Source organism: Streptomyces sp. NPDC056479, from assembly GCF_042795335.1.
Taxonomy (GTDB): domain Bacteria; phylum Actinomycetota; class Actinomycetes; order Streptomycetales; family Streptomycetaceae; genus Streptomyces.
On sequence record NZ_JBHTRZ010000002.1, the window covers coordinates 1,110,037 to 1,127,169 of the forward strand.

A 17,133-nucleotide genomic window follows, 5' to 3' on the forward strand; every position below is an offset into this window, starting at 1 on the left:
TCAGCGGGCGCGGGCTCCCGCGCCCGGGGACTGGGGCGGACCCGAGGTGCGCAGGGTGCCGACGGTCTTCAGCAGCCGGTCGGCGGGTTCACGCAGCCGGGGATGGGCCAGAACCGTGTTTCTCAGACCGCGCACGGGTCTGCGCCACATCCGGTGGGCCGCCGCCACCGGGTGCGGGCGCACCGCGAACCCCTCGGCCACCCGCAATTCACGAGTCTTGAGCCAGTCCTTGTACTCCTTCTCGCCGCGCCCCATGTCCATGAGCGTCACACCGTCCCGGCCCGCGGCCTCCGCCAGCCGCAGATGCATCATCAGTCCGGGCGAGTAGTAGCCGAACTCCGGGTCGTAGGCGGTGAACCAGGCCGCGAAGACCGAGCGCGACCGCGGCCCGAAGTGCGCGGCGACCGGCCGGTCACCGGCGTACACCACGGACAGGACGCCGGTGAAGTGCTCTTCGCGGACCTGGAAGAGATGGTCGACGAGGTCGACGATCCAGGGTCTGGAGAAGCGGTCCATCCGCCCGGTTCTGCGGTACTGGGCGGACTTCCACCGCATCAGGGTGCGCAGCATGCGCGGGTCGCGCTCGTCGTACACGAACCGCACCTCGCCCGCGTCCCGGCCCAGCCGGCGTTCCTTCTTCAGCGTCGTCTTGGCCAGCCCCGGGTAGGTGGCGCGCAGCCAGTCCGGGTAGCCGCCCTCGCCGGGCTTCAGGTCCAGTACGGGAGAGGCGAACGTGCCCGTGACGTACGGGCCGAACGGCTGCTGTTCCTCGACGAGGTGATCGAACTCGAAGACGGACAGCCCGCAGGCCTTCAGCAGTTCCCGGGCGTCCCAGCTGACTCCCGGCCGGTGCACCAGGGCCTGGCAGTCGGAAAGGCCGAGGCCGATGGCCCGGCCGACCCCGTACGCGTTGCGCTCGTACGGGAAGAAGCCGACCGCCTGCCCGCCCTCGTGCAGGACCGCCACCTGCGCCCCTCTGCGGTACCTGCCGACCCCGAGCGTGAACTCCGGTGCCAGAAAAGGGTTGGCGTAGTCGGGCGACTCGTCCATCGCCCGGTGCCACGCCCGGCGCAGTGACTCGCTCAGCTCCTCGGGTCTGTGAATCGTGATGGCGCTCGTGGATCGCATGGCGACCGCTCCCCCCAAAATTCCCCCCAAGAGGCGCTTTTCAGCACCTCGCCACCGTGTCCCCCATTGTCGAACTTTGTGGCGAGCTCAAACGTCGCGAAACAGCACGCACACTGTCAAGGCGCCGGAAGGATCCTTTAGCTGCGCTTGGTTCGGCCGGGTCGAGACAGGTCAGCGGATCGCGACCATGACGTGGCTGTCGCCGTACTGCCAGACGACGCCGACATGTGCGAACCCCGCCCGGCGCAGCAGCCGTTCGTGGGCGGCGACGGACAGCCGGGCCGCGCCGTTGGCCCCGGTGGCCGACCGTCGGTGCCGGCGGCGGCGCTCGGTGAGCAGGTCGGTCAACTCGGGATCCCGCGCCACGGCCGTCCACCAGGAGTCCCAGTCCTCGTGCGCCAGGGCGTGCCCGCGTTCGGCGTGGCGGCGGCCGACGCATCCGGCGAAGTCGGCGAGCGCGGTGTCATCGGGCGGGAAGTGGTCGCCGTTGACGAGCACGCCACCGGGCCGCAACAGGCCCGCGAGCTGCCGGTAGGTGCGGTACAGGACGTCCGGACCCAGGTAGTGCAGTGCCGTCGTCGACACGGCCGCGTCCAGGGGGCGGCCGAGGCACAGGGCATCGGTCCAGCCCTCCTCACCGATCACCGCGTCCACATACCGGGCCGCGTCGGCATGGTGAGTGCGGGCCAGCTCCAGGAGCACCGGGTCCATGTCGACGCCCACGATGTCGGCATACGGCAGCCGCCGGGCCAGCCGGACCGCCAGCGAGCCGGGACCGCAGCCGAGGTCGACGACCAGCGGCCTGGGCGGAGGGCCCGGCACGGACTGCTCGACGACATCGGCGATCACTGTGAAACGCTCCTCGCGGTCCACGGCGTACCGCTGTTGCTGGCGCTCCCAGCGCTCCACCCAACGTTCCGCCGTCGCCAGGCTCAGCCCCATCCGGTCGTGCCACCTCGCCGTCCCGCACCTGTCTCACCCTGCCGGCATCGACCCTACAGGTGGAAACGGTTCCCATTACCTCCTCTGGCGGTATGTCACCCGAGCGTGGCAAGCACGGTCATGAGCCGGTCCACCTCCTCGACGGTGTTGTGGACGTGCAGGCTCACCCGCACCGATCCGGACCTCTCCCCCGCGCTGCCCTGACAGTGCTGGTCGGAGCGGACCATGAAGCCGTGGCTGAAGAGGATGAAACCGAGGTCCCCGGAGTCGATGGCGTGGTGGCGGAAGGTGACGATGCCCTGGCGGCGTTGGACGGACGAGTCCTCCGCCAGGCCGGCCTGGCAGCCGAGGACCTCGTAGGCGTCGAGGTGGCGCAGGCCCTCGGTGAGCCGGGCCGCGAGCGCGACCGTCCACCGCTCGATGCGGTCGGTGCCGGCGGCCTCCAGCCAGTCCAGGGCGGTGGTCACGGAGGCGATGCCGACGGTGTTGGGCGTGCCCGTCCAGCCGCCCGGGGTGAATTCCGGACCGCGTGCCTGACGCGCCCAGACGGCTCCCGTGCCGGGCAGTGCCATGGCCTTGTGTCCGGAGAAGACGACGAAGTCGACGTCCAGGTCGGCCACGGAGACCGGCAGATGGCCGACGCTCTGGGCGGCGTCCAGGCAGATGACCGCGTCGGGGCCGACGGCCCTGCGGATGCGGTGGATGTTCATGTTGCCGCCGTACACGTGGTGGACGTGGCTGGCGGCGACGAAGCGGGTGCGCGGACCGGCCAGTTCGGCGAGCGCGGTGTGGTCGTAGTCGCCGGACGCGCGCTGGTACGGCATCGGCCGCACTCGGATGTGGACGCCCTGTCCGGCCAGTTGGCGCTGGGCCTGGAGCCAGGGCGCGATGTTCGCCTCGTGGTCGGCGATCGGGACGACGATCTCGTCCCCGTCGGCGAGGAACCGGGGCAGCCAGTCGCGGGCGAGGGTGTGCAGGCCCTCGGTGGTCCCGCTCGTGAAGTGCACGGCCGACCTCTCGGGCGCGGGGTCGCCGAGGAACCGCTTCACCCGGTCGCGGGCCTGCTCCACCAGGGCCGTGGTCCGGTTGGCCCAGGGATAGGTGCCGCGCCCGGCGTTGGCGTTGGTCGTGGTGAGGTAGGCGTGCACGGCGTCGAGCACGGCCTGGGGTTTCTGGGCGGTGGCCGCGCTGTCGAGGTAGGCCAGGTCCGGGTGGGCGGTGATGATCGGGAACTGGGCGCGCAGGCCTCGCTGCCACTCCTCCAAGTCCTCGATCGGGGCGGGTCCTTGGGAGTCCGTCCTGGGTACGGTCATGAGGTCAGTCCCGTACCAGGGGCGCGCCGGCGTCGCGCCAGGCGATGATGCCGCCGGTCAGGCTGCGCACGTCCGGATGCCCCATCCGGGTCAGCAGGGCGGCGTAGCGGGCGGATTTCTCGCCGACCGGACAGGCCAGCAGGACCGGGCGGTTGTGGCTGAACGGCAGCCCGCCGTGCAGGAGTTCCTCGAAGAGCTCGTCGACGATGTTGACCGAGCCGTCGATGTGCAGGGCCGCGAAGGCGTGGGGGCCGCGCAGGTCGACGACGAGCGGCTCCCGGGTGGCGATCCACGCCCGCGCGTCGGTCACCCCGATGGCGGGTGCCGTGCGGATCTCGGCTTCCGACAGGTCGGCCGGGGAGTTGCCGCGACGCGGGCGGCCGAAGAGGTCGGGGCGGCGCTGCCGGACGTAGCTCAGATAGCTCTCGACGCGGTCGCAGACGATGAAGACGGCTGACTGGCGTTCTGTCAGCTCCTCGTCGAGCGCCTGTAGTTGACGTATCGCTCCGGAGTAGGCGGCGCCTCCCGTGGGGCCGGCCAGGATGCCGCAACGGCGGTTGAGGGTCAGCATCCCCTCGATCGCCTCGTCGGCGCTCACCGACTCGATGATGTCGTAGGTGCCGGGGTCGAACAGGCCCACCTCGTGTGCCTCGTCGATGGTGCGGATGCCGGGGACGAAGTCGGACTTGGCGGCGACCAGGCCGAGGACCCGTACGGCGGGGTCGTGTTCGCGCAGGGCGCGGGCGACGCCCGTGGAGGAGCCGGCGGTGCCCACACAGGCGATGAACCAGTCCGGGGCCCGGCCGTCGAGGTCCTTGACGATCTCAGGGCCGGTGCCGGTGAAGTGGGCCTCGGTGTTGCGCGGGTTGAAGTACTGGTCGGTGTGCAGGAAGGTGCTGCCGGGCTCGGAGAGCGTGCGGTGGAAGAGGGTGAGCGGGTCGTCGGTGGCCGACGGGTCCAGGCACTCGCTCTGGCCGGGAAGTTCCTCGATCTCCGCACCGAGCAGCAGAAGGAGGTCCTTGATCTCCGGAATGCGCATCCGGTTGGTGACGCTCTTGAAGGTCAGCCCGTGCATGCCCGCGAGGACGGCCAGGGCCTTGGCGGTGTTGCCGCTCGACAGCTCGACGACCTGACCGGGCTCCTCCCCGGGAGCTGCGGCCGCGGCCTGCAGATGTGGGCGGGCCATGTTCCAGGCGGCGCGGTCCTTCACCGAACCGAAAGGGTTGAGCAGCTCCAGCTTGGCGTACAGGTCGATGTGCCTGAGGCCGTGCACGGCCGGGTCGATGCGCACCAGCGGTGTGTTGCCGATGGCGTCGGTGATGCTGTCGTACCTCAATTCGCTCCCCCCACGGGTGTGGTCGGCCAGTACTGGTCGTCCAGGCACCAGCGCCATCGGTCGCCCTCCTGCCAGGCGGCGACCTTGCGCGCGGCGGGCTGGTGCTGGGCACGGGTGGCGTGGAAGTCCATGCAGTAGCCGGCCGTGTTGGCGAAGGCCAACAGGTCGCCGGGTGCGGGGCGGTGGGGCAGGAAGACCGTGCGCCGGGTGATCAGGTCGGACTCCAGGCACAGGCTGCCGAAGAGGTGCACGGCGACCGGTTCGGTCCCGGTGTCGTGACCGGCGTCGGGCAGACCGCCGCGCGGAGAGCCGCCGCTCGCCCGGTCCCCTGGCACGACGACGGGGTCCATGAGCACCCCGTGGTCCTCCAGCGCCACGTCGTCGGCCTTCGCCGCCAGCCGTAGGTGAAGGGGGCCGCCGTCCTCCGGGTCGCGCACCTCCAGCACCTTCGTCAGCGTCAGTCCGCACTGGTCGAGCAGCGCCCGGCCGGGTTCGGTGTGCAGGTCGTAGAGGTGCTCCAGGAGCAGCGCGGCCAGGGGGCGGCCGCCGAGGGACGCCGCCGGGTGCGCCAGCAGTTCGTCGAGGTAGCGGGCCCCGGCCACCGGACGGTGGGCGGGGTACAGGCCAAGGGTGCCCCGCAGGGTGCCGGCCTCGTTGCGCAGTCCGTAGCCGTGGCCGCCGTATGTCAGGGGCGGGCGGATGCCCAGGACCGCCTCGGTGAGTTCGGTGGTGTACCGCTCCCATTGGCCGCCGTCGGCAAGGTAGTCGACGCCGAAGCCGCCGCCGATGTCCACGGCCCGGGGCCTGAGCCCGCGGCTCCGGCACTCCTCCAGCACCCGCAGACACCCCTCCAGCGCCACGGCCTTCTCGGTCGGGCTCGTCGTGTCCAGGTGGTACGCCACCCCGACCAGGTCGAGCACATCGGCGTCCCGCTCGACGGCTTCCAGCAGCGGGGCCGACTCCCCCACGGCGGTGCCGAATCGGCTGCGCCGGGTCAGTACGCGTACGCCGGACGCCTCGAACCCCGCCAAGCGGAGCAGGACTCGGGTCCGGCGCAGATCGTGTTTGCGGACCAGCGTGGCGAGTTGCTCCAGTTCGCCTCGCGTGTCGAGGCTGACGGTGACCGACGTGCGCGCCGCCAGCCACAGGAATTCCGGGTTCTTGGGCCCGGTCGCCGTGATCCGGTCGGGGGTGAGCCCCGCACCCAGGGCGTGCTGCAGCTCCCCGAGGGAGGCCACGTCCACGCCCGCGTCCGTGGCGGCGAGCCTGCGCAGCAGGGCGCTGGACCGGTTGGCCTTGTGGGCGAGGAACACCTGCCCGCCGAGGTGGTGGGCGTCGTACACCGCGCGGAACTGCCGGAGATTGTCGGCGAGTTGGTCGGGGACGACCACGTTCAACGGTGAGCCGAGCGCGTCGGTGAGGGTGTGCAGCAGGTCCGGGGAGTCCAGCAAGGAGCGCAGCCGTGACTCCAGCCGCGGTGCGAGAAACAAGGGCTGCCCGCCCATGCCCGGCCCTCCCCAGCGCTTCGGGCCCGACACTCCGGGCGCTGTCGACCACTCCCCGCGGTTTGCCGTATAGCTCCTTTCCCTGCTCCCGGTGGTTTACGCCCCGTACCTGCCCTGCTGGGCGGTACGTCATCAGGTGGGCCGAAAATCACCGGTGCCCGTCGCGCGGCCGCCCGCTGGGCCCGGAACGGTACATTCCGTGGTAGGGACACTCCAGTCGACGCGATCCACGGATGGGGGCGCTGTGTTCGGTAGGTGGGTGACGGTGACGGCCGCGGCCGTGCTGCTGGGGCTGGGCGGCTGCGCTTCCGACAAGGGCGCGGGCGGGGCTGAGCAGACGGACGTGGCGGTCGGCGCCTCGACCGCCACATCCCCCTCGGTGTCCCCCTCGGTCTCCCCGCCGTCATCCCCCTCGCCGGCGCCCACGACGTCCCCGACCCCGACACCGGTCCCCGTCACAGGACCGGATCAGCAGCTGGTGACCATGGTGGTCACCGGCGGCTTCGCCGGCGTGCACAAGGAGGTGGCCCTGCGGGGCGACGGTTCCGTGCACACCAGCGACAAGGGCGAACGCGCCGTCCATCGCGCCTCGGCGGCCGAGTTCACCGAACTGCGCACGCTGCTCGGCGATCCGGCACTGGACGAGGTCTCCGACGTCACGAGGAACATGGAGGCGGCTGACCTGTTCCAGTACACGCTCCGCTTCGACGGCCGTACGGTCATGACGGACCGCTCCGCCGAGGAGCCGGCGCTCGACCGGCTCATCGACGCGCTGAGCGAGTGGCTGCCGCAGCGGTGACCAGGCTGCCCGCGGCGCTCAGCCGGCCTGCCCGGCGATATTGACCATCCAGGTGATGCCGAAGCGGTCCGTACACATGCCGAACACGTCGCCCCACATCTGCTTGTCCAGCGGCACGGTCACGTGGGCGCCGTCCGACAGCTTCTCCCAGTAGCCGCGCAGCTCGGCGTCGTCGTCGCCGCTCAGGCTCACCGAGATGTTGTTGCCCGGCTTGTGGTCGTCCGACGGGGTGTCGGCGGCCATCAGGGTGAAGCCGTTGGGGGCCTCCAGCATGCCGTGCATGATCTTGTCGGCCAGAGGGGAGTCCTTCTGGCCGAACTCGGCGTAGGTGTTGAGGTTCAGGGTGCCCCCGAAGACCTCCTTGTAGAACTCCAGCGCCTGGCGTGCGTCGCCGGCGAAGGTGATGTACGGGTTGAGACGCGAGGCCATGAATCCTCCAGGAATAGGACAGCAAGCCGACTGGAAGGAAGGTAGCGCGGGCCACTGACAACGGCCCGCGCACACGGCCACTTGGCGCACAGCGCCGCTACAGGGTGCGCTCCAGACGGTCCGCCACCAGCTTCACGAACCGCGCGGGGTCCTTGGGCTGGCCGCCCTCGGCGAGCACCGCCAGCGTGTGAAGCAGCTCGGCGGACTCTACGAGATCCGAGCGGTCCTCGCGCTCCTTGTACGCCTGGTTGAGGCCCTTCACCAGCAGATGGTCGGGGTTGAGCTCCAGGATCCGCTTGGTGCGCGGCACTTCCTGGCCCATCGCCCGGTACATGTTCTCCAGGGCCGGCGTCAGATCGTGCGCGTCCGAGACGACGCAGGCCGGGGAGACGGTGAGCCGCGTCGACAGGCGCACCTCCTTGATGTCCTCGTCCAGCCGCTCCCCCATCCAGCCGAGCAGTCCGGCGTACTCCTCGGCCTGCTTCGCCCGCTCCCCCTCGGACTTCTCGTCACCCTCGGTGTCGAGGTCGATCTCGCCCTTGGTGACGGACCGCAGCTTCTTGCCCCCGTACTCGCCCACGGTGTCGACCCACACCTCGTCGACGGCGTCGGTGAGCAGCAGCACCTCGATGCCCTTGTCCCGGAACGCCTCCATGTGCGGGGAGTTCTCGATGCTCTGCCGGGACTCGCCGGTGATGAAGAAGATGTCGTCCTGGCCGTCCTTCATCCGCTCGACGTACTGCGCGAGCGTGGTCGGCTCGTCGTCGGCGTGCGTGGTGGCGAAGGAGGCGACGGCGAGGATGGCCTCGCCGTTCTCGGAGTCGGTGACCAGACCCTCCTTGAGGGCGGTGCCGAACTCCCGCCAGAACGTGGCGTAGCGCTCGGCGTCCTTGGTCATCATCTCCTTGACCGTGGACAGCACCTTCTTCGTCAGCCGGCGCTGCATCATCCGGATGTGCCGGTCCTGCTGGAGGATCTCGCGGGAGACGTTGAGCGAGAGGTCGGCCGCGTCGACGACACCCTTGACGAAGCGCAGGTACGGCGGCAGCAGCGCCTCGCAGTCGTCCATGATGAAGACGCGCTTCACATAGAGCTGGACACCGCGCTTGAACTCCCGGGTGAACAGGTCGTGCGGGGCGTGCGAGGGGATGAACAGCAGGGACTGGTACTCGAAGGTGCCCTCCGCCTGGAGCCGGATCGTCTCCAGCGGCTCGCGCCAGTCGTGGCTGATGTGCTTGTACAGCTCGTGGTACTCGTCCTCGGACACCTGCTCACGCGAGCGCGCCCACAGGGCCTTCATCGAGTTGAGCGTCTCGGGCTCGGGCGCGCTGTCGCCCTCGCCGGCCTCCGGGACCATCCGGATCGGCCAGGTGATGAAGTCCGAGTACCGCTTGATGATCTCCCTGATCTTCCAGGGCGAGGTGTAGTCGTGGAGCTGGTTATCGGGGTCGGCGGGCTTGAGGTGGAGCGTGACCGAGGTGCCCTGCGGCGCTTCGCCGACCGTCTCCAGCGTGTACGTGGCCTCGCCGCGCGACGTCCAGCGGGTGCCCTGGGGCTCGCCGGCCCGCCTGGTCACCAGCGTCATCTCGTCCGCCGCCATGAAGCCGGAGTAGAAGCCGACGCCGAACTGCCCGATGAGCCCCTCGGCACCGGCCTCGTCCTTGGCCTCCCGCAACTCCTCCAGGAAGGTCGCCGTACCCGAGTTGGCGATGGTGCCGATCAGCTTTCCGACCTCGTCGTACGACATCCCGATGCCGTTGTCCCGGACCGTGAGGGTACGGGCCTCCTTGTCGACGTCGATCTCGATGTGCAGGTCGGACACTTCGGCGTCGAGCGCATCGTCCCGCAGCTTCTCCAGACGCAGTTTGTCGAGCGCGTCGGAGGCGTTGGAGACGAGCTCCCGCAGGAAGACATCCTTGTTCGAGTAGACCGAGTGGATCATCAGCTGGAGCAACTGACGGGCCTCTACCTGAAACTCAAACGTCTCGGTCGCCATGGTTCGCAACTACCTCACAGGTCCAGTCACCGGAATGGGTCGCAGTCACTGTAAGACACGAGGTCAGCGCAGAGTGCCGCGATCCGGGACCCGGCCGGTTCCGGGCCTGGTCCTGGTCCCGGTGCCGATCAGGGCCACCCTGAGACATCACAGGCTGTATCCCTCCCCGTTCGATGCCATGGTCGGTGGGCATCGAGGCGCTCGACACGATCGAATGGAGGGGCCGATGCCCACCTCACGACCACTCACATCCCGGCGCAGGTCGGCGGCCGTCGCGGGGGCGGCCGCCGCCCTGCTCGTCGGGGCCGGGCTGTTCACCGCCGCGCCCGCCCAGGCCGCCCCGCGTCCGTGCCCCGGCGCCGGACCGGGCGACCCGGCGCGCTGCGCCCAGGTCATCGGCATCGACCCGGGCTCGTCCCTGGTGATGCGCACCGAGCCGCGCTACGGCGCGACGGAGGTGGCCCGCTACGGCAACGGGCAGTGGCTGGAGCTCTCCTGCTGGACCACGGGCGACCCGGACGCCGACGGGCACGGCTACCGCTACTGGATGCTCGTCTCCACGCCGAGGTCCTGGGGATACGTCAACGACTGGTATCTCGACACCGGGGGTCCGACCACCTGGAAGTCCCAGCTCCCGCAGTGCCGCTGATCACGACGAACAGGCAGAAGGAACCCTCATGACACAGCCCCACCTGACGACAGGGACCCGGCCCCGGCGCCTGCGCGCTCTCACCCTGACGGGTGCCGTGCTCACCGCCGCGGCGTCCGCCGTCCTGACCGGAGCGGGCCCCGCGGGCGCCGCGATCCACACATGCAGCATCTCGGGCGACCGCACCCAGTGCGCCTACGTCACCGGCATCGATCCCGGGTCCCACCTGGCGGTGCGCACCGCCCCGCGGTACAGCGCCCCGAAGTCGCCCGTATTCGGCCAGTACCACAACGGGGACCAACTCGGCCTGATCTGCTGGACCACGGGCGACCCGGACGCCGACGGGCACGGGTACCGCTACTGGATGCGGGTCGACAACGGCATCGGGGACGGTTACGTCAACGACTGGTACCTGGATACCGGCGGCCCGAACACCTGGAAGTCCCAGCTCCCGCAGTGCTGAGCGAGGGCCGGCGGCTCAGGCGAGGTGGGCGAAGACCACCAGGTTGGCGGTGTAGTCCCTGACCTGGCGGTCGTAGTCGCCCGCACAGGTGATGAGCCGGACCTGGGCGCGGGGTGTGTCGCCGTACACGCGGTCGCTGGGGAAGTCGTCCTTGTCGAAGGTCTCCACGCTGTCGATCACGAAGGATGCCTTGCGCCCGTCGGCCCGCGCCACGTCGAAGCCGTCCCCCTTCTTCAGGTCGCCGAGGTTCGCGAACACCGCGGGGGACGTGGTCGTGTCCACGTGCCCGGCGATGATCGACGTGCCCGGCTCTCCGGGGGACACCCCGTTGGCGTACCAGCCGACGAGATTGGTGTTGCCGGCCGGTGGCGGTTCGAGCCGGCCCGCACTGCCGATGGCGAGATCGACGAAGGGCGCGTCGACCGAGATCTCGGGGATGTGCAGGCGGATCGGCCGGGACCGCGGCAGATGCTTGCCCACCGGCCGCCCGTCCGGCGAGGACGACCTGCCCGCCGAGGGGGCGTGCCCTTCGACCGCGGGTGGCTTGTGCGGCGCGCGGCCCGCCTCGGACTCCCGGTCCTCGCCGCCCAGGGTGACCGCCAGCACCATGACCGCCACCGCGCTCCAGAACAACGCCACGGCCACGCGCCTTATCCGCCGCGAGGTGTCGGAACGGGTGTCGGAACGGGCCGGGTCGGTTTTGGGGGACGGGGGACATCCGGCGGCCATCGGGCACCACCTCACTGGAGCACGGCAGGGGAGGAAAGGGGAAGGGCGGGCGGGGCCGCCGCGACGCGTGGCGCACGCGCGGCGACCACCGCGGTTATGTCGTCGGGCATGCTCAGGCCACGGATCCGGAAGCCTTCTTGCGACGCAGCGCGTAGATGCCGGTGCCGGCGACCGCCAGCGCGGCCAGTCCACCGGCGGTCACACCGGAGGAGGCGAGGCCGCCGCCGCCCGTGTGCATGCCGCCGTGCGGCTTGTCGTGCCCGGAGCGCCAGGACTCCTCGTCGTGGTCACCACCCCACGAGTCCTCGTTGTCGCCCTTCCACGAGTCCTTGCCGTGGTCCTCCTTCCAGGGCTCCTCCTCGCCACCCCAGTCGCCCTTCTCGGACCCGCCTTCCTTGCTCCGGTAGCTGTCCGGGTCGTGCTTCGGGTCCTTGGCACCGCCCCAGTCGTCGCCGTTGGTCACGGCGGCCAGCGCTCCGCCACCCGTGTGGACCCCGCCACGAGGCCCGTCGTGCTCGCCCTCCTCTTCGTGCTCCTTGCTGTAGGACTGGTCGTGGTCGGACTTTCCGTGGTCTTCGGACTTGCCGTGCTCCTCGGACTTTCCGTGGCCGTCGGGCTCCTCGTGCTCCTTGCTGTGGGAGCTGTCTCCCTGGTCCCAGTCACCGGTGGTCACGGCGTAAGCTGCGGGCGTGATCGCCAGCGCGGCCGTGGCCGTCGCGGTGGCGAGCAGCATGCGGACAGAGCGCATAGGTAAATCCTTCCGTCACGACCTGGGCGGCTGACGCTTCATCACCACTGGAGCCAGGCCTTGACGTGATCCACCGTCAGTCATGTCTTTCGGACGCACCATTCGAAGCGATCACACGGGTTACGCCCACACCCTGACGGCCGTATGTCGACACGCCGCGCCGTTCGGGGAGCCGGATTCACCCGGGGAGGTTTGCGTCGCCGTTCAGCGGTGAGACGCGTGGGATGTCCCAGCACGCCGTCACAGCCCGCGCCCGCGAGCCCGCCGCACCGTCGTCACCTGCGCCTTCGCAGCAGCGCGACGCCTTCTTCGACAACGCCAAGTACGCGGCGATCGTACTGGTGGCCATGGGCCATGCGTGGGAACCACTGCGGGACGGCAGCCGGACCGTGAGCGCTGTGTACATGCTTCTGTACACATTCCACATGCCGGCGTTCATCGTCGTCTCGGGCTACTTCTCCCGCGGTTTCGACGGCCGCCCGGAACGGCTCAAGCGGCTGGTCGGGGGCCTGGTCGTGCCGTATGTCGTCTTCGAGACCGCATACACCCTGTTCACCCGGTGGACGGATCAGGAGCCGGACCGCCCGATCAGCCTGCTGGATCCGCTGTATCTGACGTGGTTCCTGGTGGCGCTGTTCCTGTGGCGGCTGACCACCCCGCTGTGGCAGCGGGTGCGCCTGCCGGTGCCGCTCGCGCTGGGCGTGGCGATGCTGGCCACCCTGTCGCCGTCCATCGGCAACGACCTGGACCTCCAGCGCGCCCTTCAGTTCCTGCCCTACTTCGTGCTGGGTCTGTCGCTGCGGCCCGAGCACTTCCGGATGGTCCGCCGGCGCGCGGTGCGGATCGTGGCCGTGCCCGTGTTCGCGGGCGCGTTCGCAGTGGCGTACTGGGCGGTGCCGCGGATGACCGGCGCCTGGTTCTACCACCGGGACAGCGCTGCGGAGCTGGGGGCGCCCGAGTGGTACGGGGTGCTGATGACGCCGGTGCTGTTCGTCTGCTCGCTGCTGCTGGTGGCCTGTTTCCTCTCCTGGGTGCCGGGGCGGCGGATGTGGTGCACCGTGCTGGGCGCGGGCACGCTGTACGGCTATCTGCTGCACGGCTTCCTCGCGCAGGGCGCGAAGTACGGAGGCTGGTACGACCCCGCCTGGATCCACCGGCCGCTCGGCGCGGTCGTCGTCACCCTCGTGGCCGCCACGGCCGTGACCCTGCTGTGCACACCGCCCGTCCGGCGCCTCCTGCGCTTCGTGGTGGAGCCCGACCTGCGGTGGCTGTTCCGTCGGGAGGCACCGGAACGGCCGGGGACCGGGCCGTCGCACGAGGCTGACCGCCCGGTCAGGGCTCGCTGACCAGCCCGGCGATGTGTGCGGTGACGGTGTCGAGGATGTCGTTCCAGGTCGCCTCGTCACCGAGCACGAGGTAGTTGAGGGTGAGGCCGTCGGTCATGGCGGCCAGGTAGCGCGCCAGGACGGGAGCGGGTACCCGCAGCCGCAGGCCCATGGTCTGCCCGAGCTGGTCGATGAGGTCGGCGTACGTATCGGCGTACAGCTGGTACTGCCGTCGCGCCAGGTGCTCGAAACCGGGCTGGCGCAGGGCGTACTGCGCCAGCTCATAGGTGAGCATGTGCTCGTCCGGGTGGGCGCGGACATGGTCCCAGTACGCCTGGAAGCCGGCCCGGACGGTCTCCTCGAGGGTGTCCCTGGGCCGTAGGGCTTCCTTCACCAGCGTCACGTAGTGCCCGGTGATGGTGGTGATGACGGACTCGATCAGCTCCTGCTTGGAGTCGAAGCAGTAGTGGAAGACGCTCAGCGAGACGCCCGCCTCGGCGGCGATGGACCGGGTCGTCGTCCTGGGGACGCCGTCCCGGGCCATCGCCCTGATCGCCGCTTCGGTGAGCTGTCGCCGCCGCTCGGCGGACGGCAACCGTGCCATGGAGCCCCTCTCGTGGGTGTCAGCTGCTGTGGACGCCGACCTCGTAGAGGGAGTAGCCCCAGTCGGTGCCGCGTGCCAGCCCCTGGACGCGTAGGTACCTGGCCGGTGTGCCGGTGAACCGGGCCGTGTCCAGGCCGCCGTCACCGGAGGTCGTGGACCAGGCGGTCTGCCAGTTCACGCCGTCGGTGGAGAGATCGATGCGGTACGACTTACCGTACGCGCGCTCCCAGTCGAGGGTGACCCGCTTGACCAGGTGCGTGGATCCGAGGTCGACCTTGAACCACTGGTCGTCGCTCCAGTCGCTCGCCCAGCGGGTACGGCCGTCGCCGTCGGTGGCCCGGTTCGGCCGGTAGCTCGTGAACAGGCTCCACTCCGAGGAGCTGGCGCCCGTCGCCGCGCCGCTCGCGAGGTTCACCCCGGCCTGGTGGTTCTCGGAGGCCGCCCAGGTGTCGAGGTAGGACTCGGCGCCCCGGAAGAGGTCGTCGACCACGTCCTGGCCGCCGACGCGGCGGATGTCCTCGATCCAGTCGGGGACGAGGCCGTAGTGGGCGGCGCCGTCGGTGTTCAGGTCCCAGGTGCGCTGACCGGTGGTCTGCCGGTCGATCACGGAGCCGCCGTCGACGCTCTTGAAGGGGTACGTCACCTTGTTGGGGGCGTCCGCTCCACGCGGTCCCGGCCAGCCGCCGACGCCGTTCATGTCGGTGCCGTAGCCGTAGCCGACGCCGTACTTGTCGCGCAGCGCCTCGGTGCGCTTGGCCTCCGAGATGAAGCCGTCGGAGCCGTGCATGTACTGGGCGATGAACCCGCCGAGGCCGTAGACCCGCTCGGTCCAGTCCATGTCCATCCAGCTGTGGGAGGACAGGACGCCGGGGTAGGACGCGGACTCGAAGATGTCGAGGACCCGGCCGGTGGCCTTGACGCTCATGTGGTCGACCTCGAGCATCATCTTGCGTTTCATCATGCCCCGTACGGCGTACTCACCGAGATCGGTGAGCCCTCGGACGTTGCACTGGGCGTCCGCGTTGTACGAGGGGACCTCCACGCCCGCCGGGAGCTCGTCGTCGGCCTGGGCCGCCGTGGCGTTGCCGATCGGGTTGTCGTGCTGCGGGCCCTTGCAGGTCTCGGTCTTCCAGAAGGTGCCGGTCGACAGGAACTGGCCGACGTTGATGGCCGTGCCGAGCCCGCCCGAGTCGAAGCGAACGCCGCACAGGGCGTTGTCGAACTTGTGGCACAGGAACATGCTGCGCACGCCCAGCGCGTGCAGCTCGTCCAGGCCCTTGTCGATGTCCTCCTTGCTGCACTGCGCGATGTCGAGGATCTGCTTGCAGCCGAAGGGCTCGGAGGTCTCCACGCCGAGGATGACCGCCAGCTTGCCCTGCTCGATGACCTGGCGGGCCTGCGCGCTGTCGGTGACGATCCGGAACCAGCCCTTTCCGGTGCCGCCGTACATCTTGTCGATGAAGGCCTGCATGTCGTACGTCAGCTTGGCCTGCAGCCGGATGGACGTCATCTCGTCGCAGCTGCGGTCCTTGAAGAAGTACACGGAGCAGATCACGCCGTTGGTGACGAGGTCGTTGACCAGCACCCGCTGGCCGCCGCGCCAGGCCCGCTCCACCCAGGCGTAGTAGTTCTGCTGGTGGGTCAGCGAGTCGTGCGCGGGCCAGTCCTTGAAGGTGGGCCAGCCGACCGGGTCGTGCTTGCCGTCACCGCCGTTGGTGATGTAGTCGAAGATCGCGAGCGAGCCGTCGGGGTAGTGCTCGGGGCAGTCCTTGAGGGCGTCGGCGACGCCCTGCTCGGAGAACGGCTTGCCGCAGATCAGCCGGCCGCCGAAGGCCTCGTTGGAGAAGATGTGATCGTGCGCGTCGACGAAGCCGCGGACCTCGCCCTTGGCGTCGGTGCCTTTGAACGGCTCTCCCGTGACATTGATCCCGGAGTCGGGCGCGGGCCGTGCACCGGGGTCCCACCAGTTGGTTCCGGCCGCGGAGCTCGGTGTGGGTCCGAGCGCGATCGACAGCACTAGCAGGAGCAGCGAGACAACGGTGATGTTCTTGCGTCGGCGGTACGGGCGTCCGGCACTGGTCACAGCCCACGTCCCTCGGTCGGCGGGATGGCGGGGTCGACTTGTCATGACCTCGCAAGATGTGCGAAAGAGGATCGCCACTACCGCTTTACGAGTCAAGAGTCCGGGACAGATGACCTGATGACGGGGTGTCCGTTCACCCCGCGTGGGTGACGCGGATCTTGGACTGGCCGTGCGGGAGCTCCTCCCAGTCCGCCATGAAGCGGGCCCGCAGTCCGTGCCGCTCGGCCAGCGCGACGAGGGTCTCGGTGCGGTAGTAGAAGTCCTCCCGCAGGACCTGGTGTTCCTCGCCCTCGGTGCGGTCGAAGGTGAAGTCGAACCAGCCGCCCGGCGCCATGACCCGGCCGACGTTGGCCAGGCACTCCTCGATCACCGTCGTCGGCGAGTGCGAGAAGACGCTGTGGGCGTGCACCACGTCGAAGTGCGCGTCGGGCAGGAAGCGCAGCGTCAGGTCGCGCACCGGGGTGAGGACGGGCAGCCGCTGCTGCAGGCCCATCTCCGTGACGGTGTCCTGCGCGGCGAAGAGGATGTCGGGCGAGATGTCGATGCCGTAGTAGTGGCCGGGCTCCAGGTGACGGATGAACCGCCAGCCCCCTCGGAGGTTGCCGCAGCCGATCTCCAGCATCCGGTGCTCGGGGCGCAGGCCGTGGCCGACGAGGTAGTCGAACTGCATCGCGCCGAGCGCCAGCCAGCGCTCCCGGTTGTGGCTGCCGACCGCCGCGTCCGGGTCGGCCCGGGTGTCGGAGCGCATCACGGCCCGGTAGTACGCGATGTGGTCCGGGTGCCGACGGCGCAGCCACAGGTCACGGGCGGAGCGGGCCAGATGGCGGGGCACGCGGTCGGGGTGGCGCAGGGCGTAGGCGAGGCGGTGGCCGAGGGCAGTGCGGTTCGCGGTGAGGTTCTTGGCCGGCATGGGGATCGTGCCTCCCTGGGGACGCGACGCGGTACCTCCGAGCATGCTCAGTGCGGTGCCGGGACGCCACAGGAGCGAGCGACGGTGTCGCCCTGGCGGCGGGATGCGGCCGGGGGCGGGAGACGTCTGCGTCTCGCCCGAACACCCCGGTGCCTGCGCGGCGTTCGTGCACTA

Annotated in this window: 16 protein-coding genes; 4 read left to right on the top strand and 12 right to left on the bottom strand. The window is 70.0% G+C overall.

What is annotated here, in order from left to right; all coding sequences use genetic code 11:
• The 5 genes from ACFQ6S_RS11060 to ACFQ6S_RS11080 all read right to left on the bottom strand — a co-directional run bounded on the left by ACFQ6S_RS11060 (position 1) and on the right by ACFQ6S_RS11080 (position 6,224).
• Positions 1-1,128, bottom strand: a complete 1,128-nt coding sequence (locus ACFQ6S_RS11060; protein WP_383406207.1) for a GNAT family N-acetyltransferase — start codon at positions 1,126-1,128, stop codon at positions 1-3.
• 171 nt (positions 1,129-1,299) lie between these two features.
• The gene (locus ACFQ6S_RS11065; protein WP_383406209.1) at positions 1,300-2,070 is read right to left on the bottom strand and encodes a class I SAM-dependent methyltransferase; all 771 of its coding nucleotides are present in this window, start codon (positions 2,068-2,070) and stop codon (positions 1,300-1,302) included.
• Between the two features lie 95 nt (positions 2,071-2,165).
• Positions 2,166-3,383, bottom strand: a complete 1,218-nt coding sequence (locus tag ACFQ6S_RS11070; RefSeq protein ID WP_383406212.1) for an aminotransferase class V-fold PLP-dependent enzyme — start codon at positions 3,381-3,383, stop codon at positions 2,166-2,168.
• Positions 3,384-3,387: 4 nt separating this feature from the next.
• On the bottom strand, positions 3,388-4,719 hold the full coding sequence (locus ACFQ6S_RS11075; protein ID WP_383406215.1) for a pyridoxal-phosphate dependent enzyme: 1,332 nt from the start codon (positions 4,717-4,719) through the stop codon (positions 3,388-3,390).
• Positions 4,716-6,224: a Y4yA family PLP-dependent enzyme gene (locus ACFQ6S_RS11080; RefSeq protein WP_383406218.1), complete on the bottom strand. Its 1,509-nt coding sequence runs from the start codon at positions 6,222-6,224 to the stop codon at positions 4,716-4,718. The genes ACFQ6S_RS11075 and ACFQ6S_RS11080 overlap by 4 nt, the downstream gene beginning before the upstream one ends.
• A 259-nt stretch (positions 6,225-6,483) precedes the next feature.
• On the opposite strand from ACFQ6S_RS11080, the gene ACFQ6S_RS11085 reads away from it, so the two are divergent.
• Positions 6,484-7,023: a hypothetical protein gene (locus ACFQ6S_RS11085; RefSeq protein ID WP_383406220.1), complete on the top strand. Its 540-nt coding sequence runs from the start codon at positions 6,484-6,486 to the stop codon at positions 7,021-7,023.
• 18 nt (positions 7,024-7,041) lie between these two features.
• On the opposite strand, the gene ACFQ6S_RS11090 is transcribed toward ACFQ6S_RS11085, so the two are convergent.
• Together ACFQ6S_RS11090 and htpG are read right to left on the bottom strand one after the other, a co-directional pair.
• Positions 7,042-7,452, bottom strand: a complete 411-nt coding sequence (locus ACFQ6S_RS11090; RefSeq protein ID WP_383406222.1) for a VOC family protein — start codon at positions 7,450-7,452, stop codon at positions 7,042-7,044.
• 97 nt (positions 7,453-7,549) lie between these two features.
• Positions 7,550-9,448 carry a molecular chaperone HtpG gene (gene htpG, locus ACFQ6S_RS11095; protein ID WP_383406225.1) on the bottom strand — a complete coding sequence of 633 codons (1,899 nt, stop codon included), beginning with the start codon at positions 9,446-9,448 and terminating at the stop codon, positions 7,550-7,552.
• Positions 9,449-9,674: 226 nt separating this feature from the next.
• Between htpG and ACFQ6S_RS11100 the strand changes: the two genes are divergently transcribed.
• Both ACFQ6S_RS11100 and ACFQ6S_RS11105 read left to right on the top strand, forming a co-directional pair.
• Positions 9,675-10,097, top strand: a complete 423-nt coding sequence (locus tag ACFQ6S_RS11100; RefSeq protein WP_383406228.1) for a hypothetical protein — start codon at positions 9,675-9,677, stop codon at positions 10,095-10,097.
• A gap of 28 nt (positions 10,098-10,125) precedes the next feature.
• On the top strand, positions 10,126-10,560 hold the full coding sequence (locus ACFQ6S_RS11105) for a hypothetical protein (RefSeq protein ID WP_383406231.1): 435 nt from the start codon (positions 10,126-10,128) through the stop codon (positions 10,558-10,560).
• Positions 10,561-10,575: 15 nt separating this feature from the next.
• Here ACFQ6S_RS11105 and ACFQ6S_RS11110 read toward each other — a convergent pair whose 3' ends face one another.
• Both ACFQ6S_RS11110 and ACFQ6S_RS11115 read right to left on the bottom strand, forming a co-directional pair.
• Positions 10,576-11,199 carry a class F sortase gene (locus ACFQ6S_RS11110; RefSeq protein ID WP_383406234.1) on the bottom strand — a complete coding sequence of 208 codons (624 nt, stop codon included), beginning with the start codon at positions 11,197-11,199 and terminating at the stop codon, positions 10,576-10,578.
• A gap of 202 nt (positions 11,200-11,401) precedes the next feature.
• Positions 11,402-12,037, bottom strand: coding sequence for a hypothetical protein (locus tag ACFQ6S_RS11115; protein ID WP_383406237.1), 636 nt, complete (start codon positions 12,035-12,037; stop codon positions 11,402-11,404).
• Between the two features lie 224 nt (positions 12,038-12,261).
• On the opposite strand from ACFQ6S_RS11115, the gene ACFQ6S_RS11120 reads away from it, so the two are divergent.
• Entirely contained in the window at positions 12,262-13,383 is a 1,122-nt protein-coding gene (locus tag ACFQ6S_RS11120; protein WP_383406240.1) for an acyltransferase family protein, read from the top strand.
• On the opposite strand, the gene ACFQ6S_RS11125 is transcribed toward ACFQ6S_RS11120, so the two are convergent.
• The 3 genes from ACFQ6S_RS11125 to ACFQ6S_RS11135 form a co-directional block, all read right to left on the bottom strand.
• Positions 13,370-13,966: a TetR/AcrR family transcriptional regulator gene (locus ACFQ6S_RS11125; protein ID WP_383406243.1), complete on the bottom strand. Its 597-nt coding sequence runs from the start codon at positions 13,964-13,966 to the stop codon at positions 13,370-13,372. The two genes, ACFQ6S_RS11120 and ACFQ6S_RS11125, sit on opposite strands and share 14 nt — an antisense overlap.
• 19 nt (positions 13,967-13,985) lie before the next feature.
• A complete protein-coding gene (locus tag ACFQ6S_RS11130) occupies positions 13,986-16,049 on the bottom strand; it encodes a discoidin domain-containing protein (protein ID WP_383406245.1) in 2,064 nt (687 codons plus the stop codon).
• Between the two features lie 133 nt (positions 16,050-16,182).
• The gene (locus ACFQ6S_RS11135) at positions 16,183-16,959 is read right to left on the bottom strand and encodes a class I SAM-dependent methyltransferase (protein WP_383406248.1); all 777 of its coding nucleotides are present in this window, start codon (positions 16,957-16,959) and stop codon (positions 16,183-16,185) included.
• Between the last annotated feature and the right edge of the window lie 174 nt (positions 16,960-17,133).